General features: G+C 30.2%; 18 protein-coding genes. 8 read left to right on the forward strand and 10 right to left on the reverse strand.

What is annotated here, in order from left to right:
- Positions 1 to 7 precede the first annotated feature (7 nt).
- On the reverse strand, positions 8 to 292 hold the full coding sequence (locus NU08_RS19035) for a DUF2752 domain-containing protein (RefSeq protein ID WP_129748669.1): 285 nt from the start codon (positions 290 to 292) through the stop codon (positions 8 to 10).
- A 108-nt stretch (positions 293 to 400) separates the two neighbouring features.
- On the opposite strand from NU08_RS19035, the gene NU08_RS22405 reads away from it, so the two are divergent.
- A complete protein-coding gene (locus NU08_RS22405; protein ID WP_008462622.1) occupies positions 401 to 574 on the forward strand; it encodes a hypothetical protein in 174 nt (57 codons plus the stop codon).
- 1 nt (position 575) lies between these two features.
- Complete coding sequence (locus tag NU08_RS19040) at positions 576 to 1,127, forward strand: Smr/MutS family protein (RefSeq protein ID WP_129748670.1); 552 nt, start codon at positions 576 to 578, stop codon at positions 1,125 to 1,127.
- 146 nt (positions 1,128 to 1,273) lie between these two features.
- Here the strand turns inward: NU08_RS19040 and NU08_RS19045 are convergent, their stop codons facing one another.
- The gene (locus tag NU08_RS19045; RefSeq protein ID WP_129748671.1) at positions 1,274 to 2,275 is read right to left on the reverse strand and encodes a hypothetical protein; all 1,002 of its coding nucleotides are present in this window, start codon (positions 2,273 to 2,275) and stop codon (positions 1,274 to 1,276) included.
- Positions 2,276 to 2,362: 87 nt separating this feature from the next.
- Here NU08_RS19045 and NU08_RS19050 point away from each other — a divergent pair, with 87 nt between their 5' ends.
- Complete coding sequence (locus NU08_RS19050) at positions 2,363 to 3,487, forward strand: cysteine desulfurase family protein (protein WP_129748672.1); 1,125 nt, start codon at positions 2,363 to 2,365, stop codon at positions 3,485 to 3,487.
- Positions 3,488 to 3,730: 243 nt separating this feature from the next.
- On the opposite strand, the gene NU08_RS19055 is transcribed toward NU08_RS19050, so the two are convergent.
- Both NU08_RS19055 and NU08_RS19060 read right to left on the reverse strand, forming a co-directional pair.
- Positions 3,731 to 4,291 carry an L-threonylcarbamoyladenylate synthase gene (locus tag NU08_RS19055; RefSeq protein ID WP_129748673.1) on the reverse strand — a complete coding sequence of 187 codons (561 nt, stop codon included), beginning with the start codon at positions 4,289 to 4,291 and terminating at the stop codon, positions 3,731 to 3,733.
- Positions 4,292 to 4,314: 23 nt separating this feature from the next.
- The gene (locus NU08_RS19060; RefSeq protein WP_129748674.1) at positions 4,315 to 5,205 is read right to left on the reverse strand and encodes a hypothetical protein; all 891 of its coding nucleotides are present in this window, start codon (positions 5,203 to 5,205) and stop codon (positions 4,315 to 4,317) included.
- A gap of 70 nt (positions 5,206 to 5,275) precedes the next feature.
- On the opposite strand from NU08_RS19060, the gene NU08_RS19065 reads away from it, so the two are divergent.
- The gene (locus NU08_RS19065; RefSeq protein WP_129748675.1) at positions 5,276 to 6,418 is read left to right on the forward strand and encodes a glycosyltransferase; all 1,143 of its coding nucleotides are present in this window, start codon (positions 5,276 to 5,278) and stop codon (positions 6,416 to 6,418) included.
- A 68-nt stretch (positions 6,419 to 6,486) separates the two neighbouring features.
- Positions 6,487 to 7,662: a glycosyltransferase family 4 protein gene (locus NU08_RS19070; protein ID WP_242502599.1), complete on the forward strand. Its 1,176-nt coding sequence runs from the start codon at positions 6,487 to 6,489 to the stop codon at positions 7,660 to 7,662.
- A 2-nt stretch (positions 7,663 to 7,664) separates the two neighbouring features.
- On the opposite strand, the gene NU08_RS19075 is transcribed toward NU08_RS19070, so the two are convergent.
- The gene (locus NU08_RS19075) at positions 7,665 to 8,618 is read right to left on the reverse strand and encodes a hypothetical protein (RefSeq protein WP_129748677.1); all 954 of its coding nucleotides are present in this window, start codon (positions 8,616 to 8,618) and stop codon (positions 7,665 to 7,667) included.
- A gap of 170 nt (positions 8,619 to 8,788) precedes the next feature.
- Here NU08_RS19075 and NU08_RS19080 point away from each other — a divergent pair, with 170 nt between their 5' ends.
- Positions 8,789 to 9,652: a hypothetical protein gene (locus tag NU08_RS19080; protein ID WP_129748678.1), complete on the forward strand. Its 864-nt coding sequence runs from the start codon at positions 8,789 to 8,791 to the stop codon at positions 9,650 to 9,652.
- A gap of 6 nt (positions 9,653 to 9,658) precedes the next feature.
- Here NU08_RS19080 and NU08_RS19085 read toward each other — a convergent pair whose 3' ends face one another.
- On the reverse strand, positions 9,659 to 10,729 hold the full coding sequence (locus NU08_RS19085) for a glycosyltransferase family 4 protein (RefSeq protein ID WP_129748679.1): 1,071 nt from the start codon (positions 10,727 to 10,729) through the stop codon (positions 9,659 to 9,661).
- 83 nt (positions 10,730 to 10,812) lie between these two features.
- On the opposite strand from NU08_RS19085, the gene NU08_RS19090 reads away from it, so the two are divergent.
- Positions 10,813 to 11,577: a Kdo domain containing protein gene (locus NU08_RS19090; RefSeq protein WP_129748680.1), complete on the forward strand. Its 765-nt coding sequence runs from the start codon at positions 10,813 to 10,815 to the stop codon at positions 11,575 to 11,577.
- On the opposite strand, the gene NU08_RS19095 is transcribed toward NU08_RS19090, so the two are convergent.
- Positions 11,558 to 12,328 carry a glycosyltransferase family 2 protein gene (locus NU08_RS19095; RefSeq protein WP_129748681.1) on the reverse strand — a complete coding sequence of 257 codons (771 nt, stop codon included), beginning with the start codon at positions 12,326 to 12,328 and terminating at the stop codon, positions 11,558 to 11,560. The two genes, NU08_RS19090 and NU08_RS19095, sit on opposite strands and share 20 nt — an antisense overlap.
- A 21-nt stretch (positions 12,329 to 12,349) precedes the next feature.
- The gene (locus tag NU08_RS19100; RefSeq protein WP_129748682.1) at positions 12,350 to 13,414 is read right to left on the reverse strand and encodes a glycosyltransferase family 9 protein; all 1,065 of its coding nucleotides are present in this window, start codon (positions 13,412 to 13,414) and stop codon (positions 12,350 to 12,352) included.
- Between the two features lie 127 nt (positions 13,415 to 13,541).
- Between NU08_RS19100 and NU08_RS19105 the strand changes: the two genes are divergently transcribed.
- On the forward strand, positions 13,542 to 14,291 hold the full coding sequence (locus NU08_RS19105; RefSeq protein ID WP_129748683.1) for a glycosyltransferase family 2 protein: 750 nt from the start codon (positions 13,542 to 13,544) through the stop codon (positions 14,289 to 14,291).
- On the opposite strand, the gene NU08_RS19110 is transcribed toward NU08_RS19105, so the two are convergent.
- Entirely contained in the window at positions 14,292 to 15,815 is a 1,524-nt protein-coding gene (locus NU08_RS19110) for an LTA synthase family protein (protein ID WP_242502600.1), read from the reverse strand. It abuts the gene before it with no gap.
- 530 nt (positions 15,816 to 16,345) lie between these two features.
- On the reverse strand, positions 16,346 to 17,161 hold the full coding sequence (locus NU08_RS19115) for a 2,3,4,5-tetrahydropyridine-2,6-dicarboxylate N-succinyltransferase (RefSeq protein WP_129748685.1): 816 nt from the start codon (positions 17,159 to 17,161) through the stop codon (positions 16,346 to 16,348).
- Between the last annotated feature and the right edge of the window lie 143 nt (positions 17,162 to 17,304).

Genomic DNA, 17,304 nt, shown 5'->3' on the forward strand with positions numbered 1-17,304 from the left:
CTAAAATCTAAAAATAAAAGTGCTTCAGATAATAACCGCCAAGCATAAAAAATAGATTTATGATTGCCATTTTCCAGATTAGTTTTTTGTAATTTCTTGACTTATCTAAAAAATGAAATGCTATAAAAATGAAGAGTAACAGGCAGGTATAAATTGCGGGATACATTTTAAAAGCAGCTAAAAAATCGCCTTGAAAAAGTAAGAATAGAGATCTCTGAAATCCACACCCCAAACAGTCATAACCAAACACAGTTTTGAACATACAAGGGATCATATATTTCTCTAAACTCATGGCATATCTTTTTTGCAATTTTACTAAAAAAATATGACAAACGTTTAGAGTAGTATAGAAGTACTATTTGAAAGTTTTATATTTTTGAAATCTTAAAATAAAGAAAGGATGAAAACTTTTAAAATTATAATAATGATTCTTGCAATTTCGGTTGCGTTATACGAGCAGGTTTCTGAAGAAAAAAACATCTATATCATGATTGCTGCGATTGTAGTTTTCATGTTCGGAATGATGCAATTGAGTGCAAAAACGCCAAGTAAAAATAACGATAAAGAGGAGTAAGATGCTGGCAAAAGGAGATAAGGTTTCAGTACTCGATGAAGCCATAAACGGAACGGTAGTGTCGGTTAAAAACAACGAAGTTTTGATTGAAACCGAAGATGGATTTTTGATGACATTTTTAGTCAAAGAACTAATTAAAATTCAAGAAACCAGTGATTTAATGAATTCTATTAAAAGAATTAATTTAGATGAAGTTTCAAAAGAGAAAACAGAGCCAAAACCGAGAAGTTTTGTAAAAGAAAAGAAAGATAAACGTGATGTTGGCGTTCCTGAATTTGATTTGCACATTGAAAAATTGGTTCCTAATAAACGCGGAATGTCAAATTATGATATTTTGACATTACAGACCGAAACGGCAAAAAGGCATATCGAATTTGCAATAAGAAACCGCATTCCAAAAATCGTTTTTATTCATGGTGTTGGCGAAGGAATTTTGAAAGCGGAACTTGATTTTTTATTAGGCCGTTATGACGGAATTGATTTTCAAGATGCCAATTATCAAAAATATGGTCTTGGTGCGACAGAAGTTTATATTAGGCAAAATAATAAATAAAGGAGCTTTTTAAACGCAAAATACTTCGTTTTAAAGCATAAAAAAACGTCTGTTTTTTGATTCGATTTAGTTGTAAAATCATCTCAAAAAACAGACGTTTCTTTGTAAGAATTATTTCTGGTGATTTCTTTTCAGAAATCAATTTTTTAGTTTGTAGCTGATCTTGTAATTTTTCCTAGAACAAAACTATTTCCCAATTTAAAGCTGCTGTTTCCCTTTTGTAAAATTACATTTTTAAGCACAATTGTGTGTTCAAAAACTTGCTGTCCGACTACAGTAGTGGTTACTTCGATAATTCCGCTTTCATTTGGCTTGCCAAGTTGGCCTGTCCATGTTTCTTCAATTGCAGGCGCTGATGGTTGTATTTTTGAACAAACAAAAGCTGGCGTTATAGACCCAGTTCCTTCTTTTGCAGTTTTGTAAAACACTTTGTTCTGCGTTGATGTTATTAAACTTGTACGAGGTTGACCACTTGGGGTAACGGCATTTTCAAACAATGCAGGATCGATGTCATCAATTGACAGATAAAAAGTATTGTTGTAATTGTAAACTCTGGCGACTTCATCACATTCATACGCCGTACCATTTGGATTGGTTTTGAAAGTAAGATTGGCTGGTGTTACATTAGTGATATATTTTCCAAATATAAACTCAGGTTCTGTTTGCTTTCCAGCTGGTTTTTGAAATGTTATATTTCTAAAAATAATCGTGTGTTCATAACCTGTAATTCGGGTTCCTCCGTCTTCATTAGTGTTCTCTGGATCTATTTGTTTAGTTGCTATTTCTATTACTCCTTCAATTCCAAGCCATTCTTCGGTTACTTTTGGATTGGTTGGAGGAATTGTACCGCAAATGTTTTCTTTTGCAACAGTCCCATCATATGCTCTATAAACTACTCGATATGGTCCATTGCCTTGTGAATCTATTGTGTATGTTTTAGTTCCGTTGTCGTTAATAATTGCTCCTTCTGGCATTTGAAGTAAAAGGGCCTCCTGAGGTTTTAATTTGTAAATCAAGGTGTTAGTTGTAGGGTCACAGGCTTGAGATGTTTCAATATCAGCAAAGTCTATTTCATCTACGGTCAAATCTCCATCATCGCATCCGTTTAAGAATAGAGCAAATAATAGGAGGGCGGCATATTTTTTCATCGTAAAATTTATTTGTGTCAAAAATAGTGAAAAAAATGCCAAATGATATTTAAGATTTGACAATTGATATTTGTTAACTTTGCAGTAATGAAAAAAGTATATCTAGATAATGCCTCAACAACTGCCATGCGTCCTGAAGTAATTCAGGAAATGACGAAAATAATGCTTGAGGATTACGGAAATCCATCGTCTACACATAGTTTTGGACGAAACGGTAAAACAATATTAGAACTTTCAAGAAAGAGTATTGCGAAGCATTTAAATTGCACTGCTCAAGAAATCATTTTTACTTCTGGAGGAACCGAAGCCGACAACTGGATTTTGCGTTCTGCTGTTGAAGATTTGAAAGTAGAAAGAATCATTACTTCAAAGATAGAACACCATGCGGTTTTGCATACCGTTTGGGCGCTTCAAGAAGAATATAATATTCAGGTAGATTACGTTAATGTCAATGCAGACGGAAGTTTAGATCTAACACATTTATCAAATTTATTGTCTGGTGAAAAAAAGACGATAGTCAGTTTAATGCATGTTAATAACGAAACGGGAGCTATTTTAGATTTAGATCGCGTTGGCTTGATTTGCAAGCAATACAATGCATTGTTTCATTCAGATACGGTTCAGTCAGTAGGGAAGACAGAAATCGATCTGCAAAAGACTCCTGTTGATTTTATTTTGGCTAGTGCGCATAAGTTTCATGGCCCAAAGGGAATTGGTTTTGCTTTTATCCGAAAAAATTCTGGTTTGCAGCCATTGCTATTTGGAGGAGAACAAGAAAAAGGCCTTCGTGCCGGAACTGAAGCCGTGCATCAGATAGCTGGAATGGCAAAAGCTTTGTCTATTTCTTATGAAAAATTAGATGAAGAAAGAGCTTATATTTCAAGTATAAAAAAATATCTGATTGAGCAGTTAGAAATTCATTTCCCAGATTTTAGAATCAACGGAAAAAAGGATGATTTTTATAACATCATTAATATCATTTTGCCGTTTTCATCAGATAAAACTTCGATGCTACTTTTTAGTTTAGATATGAAAGGAATTGCGGTTTCTAGAGGAAGCGCTTGCCAGTCTGGAAGTATAAAGCCTTCACATGTTTTAAACGAAATGCTTTCGGAGACTGATTTAAAATTACCAAATCTCCGAATTTCATTTAGTCATTATAATACCAAAGAAGATATCGATTGGCTTATTGAGAGTTTGAAAACTGTCTAAGTTGCTAAGATGCTAAGGTTCTGAGATTCTAAGTTTTTTTTAACCGCGAAACGCGCTAAGAATTTCGCAAAGAGCGCGAAGATTTTTTTAGAACATTAAAATTAAAAAAGTTCGCAAAGTTTATTTTGATAAAACTTTGCGAACTTTTTTAATTCTTAATAAATCTTTCTTTGTGAACTTTTCGATAAAAATTGTACTCAAAGTTTTTCAAGAACCTGAAACCTGAAACTTGAAACAAAAAAACTATTTGCGAATTACTTTTACCTGAGAATCTTTGGTTAATTTGATAATGGTTGAAGATTTTCCGTTGATTTTGTCTTGGTTTAATTTTACAACATAATCTACGCCATTAATGATTTCAGGACTAATGTCTTTGAAACTTTGCGGTGTTGGTTGTCCTGAAATATTAGCCGAAGTAGAAACCAAAGGTTTTTTCATTCTTTCCATCAATTTGTAGCAGAAAGGCTCTTTTACCAATCTAACTCCAAGAGATTTGTCGGCAGCTATGATATTTGGAGCAACGTTTCTAGCGTCATCTAAAATTAAAGTAGTTGGTTTTTCAGATAAATCCATAATTTGCCATGCAACTTCAGGAATGTCTTTAAAAACGTTGTACATCATTTTTTCGCTATTCATTAAAACAATCATGCTTTGAGTTTCTGCTCGCTGTTTTAATTTATAGATTTTAGCAACGGCTTCTGCATTTGTCGCATCGCAGCCAATTCCCCAAACGGTATCAGTAGGGTAGAGTATGATTCCTCCTTCTTTTATAACTTCGTAAGCATTGATTATTTCTTCGTTCATGATTTGTTGTATTGAATTCTGTTTTAGTTTTTATCTGAAACAAAAAGATTTTTAATTTTTGAATATATCAGTTTGACTTTTCTGATTTTTCGTTTTAAATATTTGATTACTATACTTTTGTTGTCCCAATTACTTTGGAAAATGACGCCTAAGTATACTTTTTTTAGTTTTTCGATATTATGGAATCGTCTTTCAATAGAAAATTGTTTTTTAAAGTGATATACTTTAAAGAAGCCCTCAATTGGATAAATTGGAATCAGATTAGTTTTTAAAAGATATTCTCCGTAAATGACTGTTTCAGATGGTGGTGTTTCCAAGTCAATTTGATTCATAAAATCTTCAAACGTCATATTTTTTGAAGAAAGAAAATTTTCGTTAAAATCTTTCCATACCAAACAGGACCATAAATAAGGAGATGGGCCATAATCCCAAATTTTGGTATGTTTGTTACCAATTAACTTTCTAGTGGTCTGTAGGGCGCTCTTAAAGAAGACAGTATCAGAATCTAATTCTATATTATTAATCATTTCCAAAAATGACTTCGATTCGTGAATAATTGTATAAGGTGTGTTTTCATCAAAAAGAAAATCACTTTTTCGAAAAGGGGTTATAAACTCGCTGTCAGAATCAATACAAAGATAATTTTTGCAGACATTTAAGAGATAAAACTTACTTTTTATGACCTGTTGATATCTCCAAGCATCTTTTATCGGGCAGTTATATATATCAGAATCCTTTAAAAGATTCAAACTACTGTTTTGATTTTCAGCTTTAAAAAAATCATAATCCTCATCATTGATTGCTACATAAACAGGAATATCATCAATATTAAATTCGGATATAGAGCGTATTAGTTTGGTGTAAGCTTTGTAATCTTTTTTATATGTTTTTATTAAAATAACTATATCTGTCATATTGTCCTTAAACTGCTGTTTTAAAATGTCAAAAATAAACTATTTTTGGGTTTTAAAATAAGACCTTCAAATGAAAATTTTATATTTCTACCCTGAAAATCCTCTCTCTTATAGTCAGGGAAATAATTCAAGGGCTTTATCTCTTCTAAATTATTTTAAAGACCGAAGTATTCATCTTGATTTTGTGGGAGAGCATTCAGATGTCTTTACAGAAGATTCTATTAAAGAGTTGAAAAAAGAAAAATTAATTCAAAATGGTTATCTTTTGAAAAAGAAAAAAAAGAGCGAAAATATTATTCGCTATTATTTGGATTATTCTTTCCCTAAGAAATTAAACAGTAGATTTAAGGATTTTGATCGTACGAAATTCGGACATAAAGATCAGTTCTTAAAGATAATTAATGATGGAGACTATGATATTGTTATAATTTCATATGTCTATTGGTCATCACTTTTTAATATGGAATTAAACGGAAATAAAACAAAATGGATTGTAGATACTCACGACTTTTTAACGTCTCAATTTCAGGATAATAAAAAATTTTCTCTTGATAGATATTTTAAAAAAGAAATTGATTTGATGAAAAAATTCGATTGTGTCTGGGTAATTTCGAATGAGGAAAAATATCTTTTTTCGCAGTTCCTAAAAATACCTGTGCACTTGGTGGCTCATAGTTTGCCAAAGACTGAAATTTCATTAAATACAGAAAAGACTATTGATATAGTATATGTAGCTAGCGAAAATTTTCATAATGTAAAATCGGCAGACTGGTTTTTTAAGAAAGTTTATCCTCTTTTGCCATTAGACATTAGAATCACTGTCGTTGGTAAGATTAATAAACACATTCCTAAATTACAAAATGTCGAAAATTTACTTTTGGTAAAAGATTTAAACGAAGTTTATAAAAAAACACGCATTACTATTTGTCCGATGTTGTCAGGAACAGGGGTAAAAATAAAAGTAATAGAATCCTTATCTCATGGATTACCCGTGGTTTGTACAGAAAGAGGTGTTGATGGTTTGATCAATAAAACAAATAATGGATGTCTTACTTCAAATGATCCATTGTTATTTTCAGCTTATATTCAAAGGTTGTTAAATGATTCTGAGTTTTACAATAAACACCATTTAGAAGCCAAAAGTTTTTTCGAAAATAATTTTGATACTAAAAGAACATACGAAGTTCTTGATGCTATTTTTTTCCAACAGTAATATTAAATTCAAAACACAATTCACAGAAAATGTTTAAATCAATTAAGTTATTTTTTAGATTAAAATCGTTGGCTAAAAAGCTTAAAAAACAAAAAAAGGTAATCGACTTTGCCAATAATTTAGAATATAACAAGAACGTTATTATAATTGATACCAAAATACCTGAATATAATAAGGATTCAGGCTCACGTAGATTAACTGAAATTATAAAGCTACTTCTTAAAAATAACATTGGTGTTTTTTTGCTTGGAGATTTTAAAGAATATCGTTTTACAAGCGATTATGTAGAATATTTTAGAAATTTGGGTGTGGTGGTTTATGAACCTGCAGTTGATAAAAATGGGAATTTAATTACAAAGAGTGAATTTATAAAACAGGTTCTTCCTTTTACTGATTCTGTGTGGCTGCATAGACCAGAGATTTTTGCGAAATATTATTCAATTATTAAAAAGAACAAACCTGCTGCAAAAGTGTTTTTTGATATGGTGGATTTTCACTATCTCAGATTTAAGAGAGAATTTGAACTTACTGGTGATTTAGATGCGATAAAAAAAGCAGATAAGTTTTTGAAGATAGAGCTTGAAAATTGTAAAAATGCAGATAAGATAATCGTGATTTCAGATACTGAAAAAGATGCTTTAAAAGAATTTTATGATGAAGATTCTAAAGTAATAAGCATTGGAAATATTCATCAATATTTTGAAAATGAAGATCCTATTTCTTTTGAAAACCGTAAAGATCTATTGTTTATTGGAGGTTTTGACCATAAGCCAAATGTAGACGCTGTAAATTATCTTGCAGAAGAAATAATGCCATTGGTATGGAAAGTAAATCCAGAAATTTCAATTTCAATTATAGGAAGCAATCCTCCCGAATCAATCTTAAAATTAAATTCTGAAAATTTTAAGATTGTTGGTTACGTTGAAGATGTCTCTCCGTATTTTTTAAATTCACGAATATTTGCTGCTCCTCTTCGTTATGGTGCAGGAATAAAAGGTAAAATAGGGCAGAGTTTAGAATTTGGCTTACCGCTCGTGACTACAAGTATTGGAGCAGAAGGCTTTGACTTTGGGGAAAATAAAAATGTTTTAGTTGGAAATTCGAGTCAGGAAATAGTCAATAATATAATCTTGTTATACACGAATAAAGAAATGTGGGAAAAAGTTAGTGCTGATTCTCAAAAAATAATTGAGCCGTTTTCTATCAATTCAATTGAAAAGAAAATTCTTAGTTTAATAGAATAAGACTAAATGTTAAAAACTGTTTTTACCCAATTCTCAATGGTGTATTTGTAATAAACATCATCATTGAGCGGTTCATAAGGAGTGTTGAAAAAATCTGGGTTAATTGCTATAGGTTTGTTTTCATCGAGAATTAAAATATTGTTTGGGTTGTAAAAATCGTACTGGCTTATAGTGTGATTAGTTGTAATAATTTTTCTTTGCATGGCTAAGGCTTCAAATATTCTAAAACTTAATCCGTTATGATTATGTCTTATTAGGTCAAGAAATATTTTAGAATTTTCTAAATCATCCTTAAGATCTTTTGCAAAAAGTTTTTTGCGCTGAAAGATTATATTGCTGTTAATATTTTTTGGCGCCCTTTTTCCTATTGCAATAAATTTAAATTTAATGTTGTTCATTGATAAATAATTGGCAAGATTATTCAAAAAATCAAAACGTTCATCAATAGATACAATTATAAAAATGTTTTCATTGATGTTTGGTGCATTCAGTTCTTTTTTTTCGTTATAAATATAATTTGATATAAACGTGAAATTATATTTTTTAACATCTGTAAAATCAAACGAAAAGATTTTATCAAATATACCATCTAGCAAGTGATCAACTGGGAATCTTTGACAGCTGTCATATATATATGCAATGTATTTATCGGTATATTTTTTTATTTCTAAATGAGTTTCTTTTGATAAGCAATCAGGACGTATTGCTAAAATGATATCCTGATGCCCTAAGTTATGAAGACGGCTAAGTGCGTCTTTTTCCATTTCAATTATTTTCTTGTTTTTTTTAAGAACTTTTTTATTAAAAAAATTTGTTATTCTATCGAAAATTGAAGTGTATTTGTATTTAAATTTAGAAATATCGATATGTTCAGCTTCTATATTTCTTTTTTTTAATTCAAGAATAATATTGTGGTCAAAATTAAAGAAATCAAAACTGATTAAACAAATTTTCATGATAGGGCGTTTTTTAGGATAATTTTTTGATAAATATCTAGTTTTTAAATCAGAAGCGAATCCAAATTAAAAAAAATACAGGTATGATTTTTGAATCATATTATTCTTGTCAATTTTTGACAAAAATAGATATTAAATAGTAACTTGCAACAAGTTTTATATTGACTTTGATGATAGGTAAAATACAAGTAGGTTATTTAGTTTCATATGATTATGAATTACTAAAAAATTCTTTGCCAACAACATATAATGATGCTGATACAATTTTTTTGGCAATTGATAAAAAAAGAAGAACGTGGAATGGTGAATATTTTAATATTGATGATTCCTTTTTTGATTGGCTTCAGGTTTTTGATGTCAATAAAAAAATAGTTATATATGAAGATGATTTTTATGTTCCTGGATTCACAACAATGCAGTGTGAGATCAGGGAGCGAAAACTTCTTTCTCAAAAAATGGGTATAGGTAACTGGCTTATCCAAATTGATTGCGACGAGTATTTTGTAGATTTTAAGAAGTTTATATCTGATCTTAGAAAGTATGATTCTTACATTAAAGAACCATTAAAAAAGCCAATTCAAATTGCAGCATTTTGGGTTATTTTATATAAATATACTCCAAATGGCATTTTGTATGTTGATAAACCTACTAAAGCCATTTTTGCGACAAATAATCCTGAGTACGTTAATGGTAGAAGGATAAAAGGACAGGTTATTTATACTAATAATCTTGTTTTGCACGAATCATTATCGAGAACCGAAGAAGAATTGAGATTTAAATTTGAAAATTGGGGACACAATAAAGAAACAAATAAAGATTTCTTAAACAAATGGATTAAAGTAAATGAAAACAACTTTAAAGAGTTTAGAAATTTCTATTATATAGAACCAGAACGATGGAAAAGGCTAGATTTTTTTCCAACTAAAAATATTATCGAAATCAAAAAATTTATTCAGGAAGAAAAAAAACTTACACTCTCTAAATTATTTATTTCGATGAAGAATTTTGGGCAGTGGTTTAAATTTTTATTTTAAAAGAGACTAATATAAAATTTTAGTATATACATCAAAATAATCGGCAGCTGTTCTTTTCCAATCAAAGTCGGCTGCTCGTTTTTTTATGATAGCTTCTCTTTCAACTTTATTGGTTTCATACTCATGAAGTCCATCAAATAAAATAGTTTTCATATACTCAGGATCAAAGTTATCCCAATAGATAGAAGCATTACCTCCAATCTCTGGAAGAGAAGTTTTGTTTGATAAAAATGTAGGTTTTCCAAAAGTCATTGCTTCAATTGATGGAAGTCCAAAACCTTCTCTGATAGATGGAAAAAGAAATGCAGTACAATTTTTCATGAAAAATTGTTTTCCTTCATCACTTATTTTCCCAGTTAAAAATACCTGCTTTGTTAAGCCATTATCTGCAATCAATTTTTTTATTTCTTCTCCATATTTTTTATTGTTGTTTCCAGAAATAATCAAATTAAAGTCTTTTATTAGTTTCATCATATTTATAATTGACTCATAATTTTTTCTTTCTATAAAGTCTCCAATAGTGTAGAAAAAAGGTTTGTCAAGAGGTATGTCTGTAATATATTTTGAAGTATCTAATATTGTAGAAATTGGATTTCCATTATAAATTACATACTCAGGAATATTTGGAACATTGAAGTGTCTGTGAGTTTCAGCTTTTGCAAATTCTGATATATAAGTTATTGCCGTCGATTTTTCTAGCTTAGCCTTAAATAATTTGTTTACTCTATGATTAGGGTCTGAAGAAATTTCGTCTACAAAGTGAACATCATGTACAGTTAATAGATATTTGTTGCAATAAAAAGGCTCAACTTTGGTGTTTTGATTTACAGAATGCCATAAATCATATTTTTTTCGAATCCTAAACAAAGAATGTCTAGAAAGACTGTTGTATTTATGATATTTAAATTTGTCTTTAAATTCTTTTCTCAAGATATCAGGATTCGACGAGTTTAGAGTCAATTCACAGTTTTCAAAATCTAAAGTAGATAAACCTTTTACTAATTCATAATTGAATGTTCCTAAGCCAGCTGCTCTATTAATTATGTTATGTGTTTCCAGGAAAATCTTAAATGACATTTTTTCTTTTTTTTACGAAAATACAATAATAATTTGAAGTCTTAGATCGTATATGTATTTTTGTTGTTTATAAAAAGAAGCTGATGAATTTTAAAGTAAATCCAATTTTCGAAAATAGTACTGAGTCAATACTTAAGACAATCAAAATGTTTAATGTTAAAGGTGAACTTTTTGGAAATGGAGATCGTAACAAAATAAAATTGTTTGACTTAAATGGAAAGGCAATCAATATAAAATCATTTAAAGTTCCAAATTTAATTAATAAGGTTGCCTATCGGTATTTTAGGAAATCGAAAGCAATGAGATCGTTTGAGTATGCTACTATATTATTGCAAAAAGGAATAGGAACTCCTGAGCCAATTGCTTTTCTTGAAAATTTTAGCATTTTGGGACTTAAAGACAGTTATTACGTAAGTGAGCACCTCAATGTTGATTTAACTTATAGAGAACTTGTAGAAATTCCTGATTTCCCAGACCGCGAAAACATCTTGAGACAGTTTACTAAATTTAGTTTTGATCTTCATGAAAAAGGAATCGAATTTTTAGATCACTCTCCAGGAAATACTTTAATAAAAAAGAATGCTAGCGGGAATTATGATTTCTTTCTAGTAGATTTAAATAGAATGGAGTTTCATAATTCGATGTCTTTTGAAATGCGTATGAAAAACCTTTGCCGTTTGACACCTTTAGAAGAAATGGTTGCAACAATGAGCAATGAATATGCTAAGTATTATAACGAACCTGAAGAAAAGATTTTCGTTACTTTATGGAAATATACCTCAGATTTTCAAGAGAATTTCTACCGAAAAAAGCGCTTGAAAAAGAAACTTAAATTCTGGAAGAAGTAATTCTTCTTAATTCCTTGTACCGAATGTAAACGCTGTAAGCATTCAGATAACATACAATTATACCCTTTCTGCCATCCAAAAAACCAAAACGCATTATAAATTGATATAAAAAAGTGTACAAAGGATGGAGGAAAAGCATTGAAAAGTAAGGTCTTATTCCTTTTGAGAATTTTTCATTGGCTTTAAGAATTCCATAATTACGCATTTTTGCTTTGTAATCTTCATAAGAAGAGTAAGAAAAATGTATGATTTTGTTTTTTAAGGAAGCAATTGGTCCCTTTACAATTAATTTCTCATGAACGGTCCTTTCCTCATTATATCTGCATTTTGATTTGTCAAAAAGTCTGAAAATTTTATCGGTCTGCCAACCGCTGAAATTCAGTCTACTATCTTCGAACATAAAAATGCGGTAGATAAAATAGGCGCTTGCTGTTTTTTTAGAATTAAATGTAGCAATAATTTCAGATTTCAATTCTGGTGTTAGCCTTTCATCAGCATCAATAAATAAAACCCATTGATTTTTGGCTTGGTCTAAGGCAAAATTTCGCTGAGATGTATAATTTACAAAATGATTCTGGATTAATTTTACATTCGTAAAAGACTCAATTATGCCGATTGTTTTGTCGGTGCTATAGGAATCTACAACAATTATTTCATCAGCAAAATCAAGATCTTCAAGAAGCGATTTTATATGCTGTTCTTCATTAAGCGTAATAATCAGGACAGATAATTTTTGCTTTTCACTATTCATTGGAGATTTCTTTTACTTTTCTCAATTTTTATATTCTTGAAAATAAGTATCAAGTTTTTGAAGCATTAATTCCAACGGATATTCAGCATAATATTCAAAAGTATGTTCTTTGATGTATTGCTCAGTATGCTTTTCGTAGATCTCGGGTTTTAAGTCTTTCAAATGAATAGAAGCATTTTTTGCTTCGTTTTCAAACAGCTGCCAAGTTTCTTTTCTGACAGACGGAGTGAAGATGGAGAAGGTTGGAATCTCAAGTGCTTTTGCCATATTTACAGCACCCCCTTCATTTCCTATCAGCATTTCGCATTGAGAAAGGATTGCTAAAAAAAGGCGTAAATCGGTAGCATACAAATCAAAAATGATATGCTTTTTTGTTTCTTCAGAACAATGATTATATACTTCTAAAGCCTGCTCTTTTTGGTTTGGAATATAATTAAAGAGAATAGTTGCATTTGTTTTGGCTACTGTAAAATCAATAATTTTTGCCATTCCGTCAAGCGGATAGGTTTTGTAATGTTCACTTCCTAAAATACCAAACATGATCAATGGCTTATCAGAATCTATATTGTAGCTTTTTAGAAGATTTTTTGCTTCAATAATCTCAGATTCTTTTAAAAAGATCTTTGGTTTTACATTTGTTATTTTTTCAGAAAAGAAAGGTTTAAGCAACAATAATCTGTTTTCAATTGCCAAACCAAATTCTGATTTTATGGCATCGAAACGCTCATAGCTGTAATTGTAAAAAATCTTAGAATACCATTTATGATAAGAAACTTTATATTTTGCGCCAGAGAAAAATGTGATTAAGCTTGTACCTAATTTACTGTATACGTCTATTACAGCATCATATTTTTTTCTTCGAATTTCAAAAATGAATTTAATGAACTCAAAAGTTGATTTTCGAATTTTATTAGTCATCGGAATAATGTTATCGATATTCGGATTTTCTAAAAGAACATCGATCGAATTAGGATAACACATGTAGTCAATTGTAGAATCTGGAAACTTGGCTTTAAGGTTGTTACAGATAATTGTGCTCGTTAAGACGTCTCCAATTCTTTTTTGTTGAATGACTAATATTCTCATTTATTTTTTTTGTTCAATTAGAAGGCTAAAGTACAAACTATTTTATGAAGTGTACAAGTGATGGTATTAATAAGATTAAACTAAATTAAAAAGTTATATTTTTGTGCTCAACAAATTAAAATGAACAATGGGAATTAGCGGTCTGGTTATTACTTTCAATGAAGAAAAAAACATTGGAAAATGTATAGATGCCTTATTTAAAGTTTGCGACGAAGTTATTATTGTAGACTCTTTCAGTAAAGATCGTACGGTAGAAATAGCTAAAGAAAAGGGAGCACAGGTTATTCAGCAGATATTTTTAGGAGATGGTCCACAGCGTACTCACGGACTTCCTTTTTGTAAAAATGACTGGATTTTAAATCTTGATGCAGATGAATTTTTGGATAAGGATGCTGAGGAATTTATTCTAAATAAAAAGTATCTAGAAGGAAATTATGATGCATTGAGTTTTAGGGTAAAAAACTTTTTAGCAGATAAACTAATTGATTTCTCTGGATGGTACCCAGATCATAAAGTTCGTTTTTTTAATAAACAAACAGCTCATCCTTCCGATTCTAAAGTACATCAGAAGATTGTTGCTCAAAATGAGAAAAAAGTTGCTGTACATATTCTCCACTACGGATGGGATTCTTTTGATCAGATTATTGCTAAAAAGAATCAATATTCTGGTTGGCATGCACAGCAATTATTTGATCAGGGGAAAAGAATTAATGCTTTCAAACCTGTTCTTAATGGTACTGTAGCTTTTATTCGTTGTTATTTCTTTAAAAGAGGAATCTTCAATGGTCTTGACGGATTATCAATCGCAATGATTCAGGCTTTTTTCTCTTTTATGAAATATGCTAAACTTATAAAACTTCAAAAAGCAAAAAGATAATTAGAGGCTAAGTTTATTTTCAACTACTCTTTCATTAAAGTTTTGAATGTAAGCTTTTAAGAAATTTGAAATTTCTAATGCTTTAAAAGTATTTTGAGATTGTAAATTGTTTTTTAATAAAGGATCTTTTTTCCAATTATACAATCCAATAACTTGGTTGTTTGCAAAGGCTATATAATAGTCGTCTTGAACACAATGGTAAATTCCTTGTAAATAGAATACAGCAAAATTCTGACTGCTCTTGAAGCTTTTTCCAAAACAAATCAAATCAGTGTTTATGCCTAAATAATCTATTATGCTAGGCATAATATCTATCTGTTGGAAGTTTCGATTGTTGACACCAGAAAACTGTGGATTGCCTGGATCAAAGAATAAAATTGGAATATGAAATTTTCCAATTGAGGTTTTGTCTATTTCTGACTCTCCGCTAGAAGAAGTATGATCAGCAGAAATTACAAACAATGTATTGTTATACCATTTTTGTTTTTTAGCATTTTTGAAAAATAGTTTCAGAGAGTAATCAGTGTATGCAATACTTTCCTGAATGACTGTTGTTCCTTTAGGGAATTTATTTTTGTATCGTTCTGGTATCTTGTACGGATTATGAGAAGAAATAGTGAAAATAGTACTGAAGAAAGGTTCTTTAAAACTAGATAATTTTCCAGCAAAAAACTGTAAAAATTCTTCATCATAAATTCCCCATTTTCCATCAAAAGCTTCAGGTCCCACATATTCATCTTTTCCATAATATTTTTCAAATCCTGCAGCTTTTGCATATTGATCAAAATTCTGGCTTCCGTTAAAAGCGCCATGAAAAAATGAAGTTGTATATCCTTCTTTTTTAAGAATTTTAGGTAAACTATTCGTTTTGTTTAAAGAATAACTAGAAATAATAAAAGAGTTGTTCATCAAACTAGGTATGCTCGAAATAATTGATGGAACGGCATCAATAGAAACTTTTCCGTTTGCAAATCCATTTTTAAAATAATAAGATTTTGTAATCAAAGAATCTAAAAAGGGAGTTTGTTTTTTGCTAACATTTTCATTTCCAAAACTTTCGAGGATGATTATTACGACATTTTTTTTATTTACAGTTCCCGTATTTTTGAAAGACAAAATGGGTTTGTAGATAGAATCAAGATTTTTTTTATCAAAATAATTAACCTTTTCGATGTCTTCCTTTTGTGAAATTGTTTTTAATATGCAAAAAGGAGTATTTAAAATGAGCGGGGCATTATTGAGAGAACTATAATTAGCAGCATCCACAATTCTGAGAGGTTTTTTCTGAAATCCTCCACGACCAACAATTAGTAATAGAAAAACTGAGGTTAGAAAACAAAAAGATTCTTTTAGGAACTTTTCTTTGGTAAAACTTTTGATTTCGTTTTTGCTTTTAAAATTTGGTATTGATTTCCAAAAAAGAATACTAAGAATAATAAATAATAATGGGATATACCAAAATTCTTTGATAAAAGAAAAGAGTAAGCCTAAAGCTTCTTTTTCCATTCCTTTAGCAGTAATCATGCTATAAGTGCTTCTTCTTCCTGTAAATCGGAAATATATAATATCAATTAGATTCGCTGCAATGAACAGAAGATTGACTAAAAAGAATGAAATTTTTAATATTGTTTGATAGTTCTGGCGATACTTAAAGTTTCCAGGAATTGCATGCGCTATTAAGAAAATAAAAGTTATGTATGAAATAGCTGAGAGATCAAACAAAATGCTTCCTAAAACATTTTGAAAGGTTATTTGATCAAAGTATTTAGAATTTAATATATAAAAGAGGATATTACAAATTTGGTAGATTAAAAAAATTATGAAATATCTATAAAGAAATAGTTTTAAACTGGATGTGTAATTTTTCATTAAAAAGCATTTAAATAAATCGTCTTCTTGTTTTTGGTTGGTTTTAAAAAAAATGCAAATCTAGAATAATTTTCTTATTTTTAAATAATTGTTAAAATTTTGTTTAATTTTTGTTTTGTTGTTTCCGAGTGTATATAAAAAAAGGGCAGTAAATACCGCCCTTATATCAAGATTTTTTATATTAATTAAACAGCAACATCGTACTCACGAAGCGCATTGTTTAAAGAAGTTTTCAAATCTGTAGAAGGTTTACGAGTTCCAATAATTAACGCACAAGGAACTTGGTATTCTCCTGCAGCAAATTTCTTAGTATAACTTCCAGGAATAACCACAGAACGAGCAGGAACGAAACCTTTCATTTCAACTGGCTCATCACCCGTAATATCAATAATTTTAGTAGACGCTGTTAAGCATACGTTAGCTCCAAGAACTGCTTCTTTACCAACGTGAACACCTTCAACAACAATACAACGAGATCCGATAAAAGCACCGTCTTCGATAATAACCGGAGCAGCTTGCAACGGCTCTAGAACACCACCAATACCAACACCACCACTTAAGTGAACATTTTTACCAATTTGAGCACAGCTTCCTACAGTTGCCCAAGTATCAACCATCGTTCCTTCGTCAACATAAGCACCAATGTTTACGTAACTTGGCATTAAGATTACACCGCTAGAGATGTAAGCACCATAACGAGCAACAGCATTTGGTACCACGCGGATTCCTTTTTCAGCATAATTTCTTTTTAGCAACATTTTATCGTGGTATTCAAAAATACCAGATTCCCATGTTTCCATTTTCTGAATCGGGAAATACATTACAACTGCTTTTTTAACCCATTCGTTTACTTGCCATTTGTCACCAACTGGTTCAGCAACACGTAATTTTCCTGCGTCTACCAATTCGATCACTTCTCTAATGGCATCTGTAGTTGTAGTTTCTTGCAATAAAGCTCTATTTTCCCAAGCTTGTTCAATTATAGTCTGTAAAGAATTCATACGTTTAATTTTTTGGCAAAGATAACGTATTTGTAGAAATGCAAAAAAGCAAAACCGCCTGAAAGTGTTACAAATTTAACTTTTTGTTTCTTATTTGTAGAAACGCTAAAAGCTATATGTGTTTTTGACTAATACTATAACCA

It is taken from the genome of Flavobacterium anhuiense, from assembly GCF_004151235.1.
GTDB classification, from domain to species: domain Bacteria; phylum Bacteroidota; class Bacteroidia; order Flavobacteriales; family Flavobacteriaceae; genus Flavobacterium; species Flavobacterium anhuiense_A.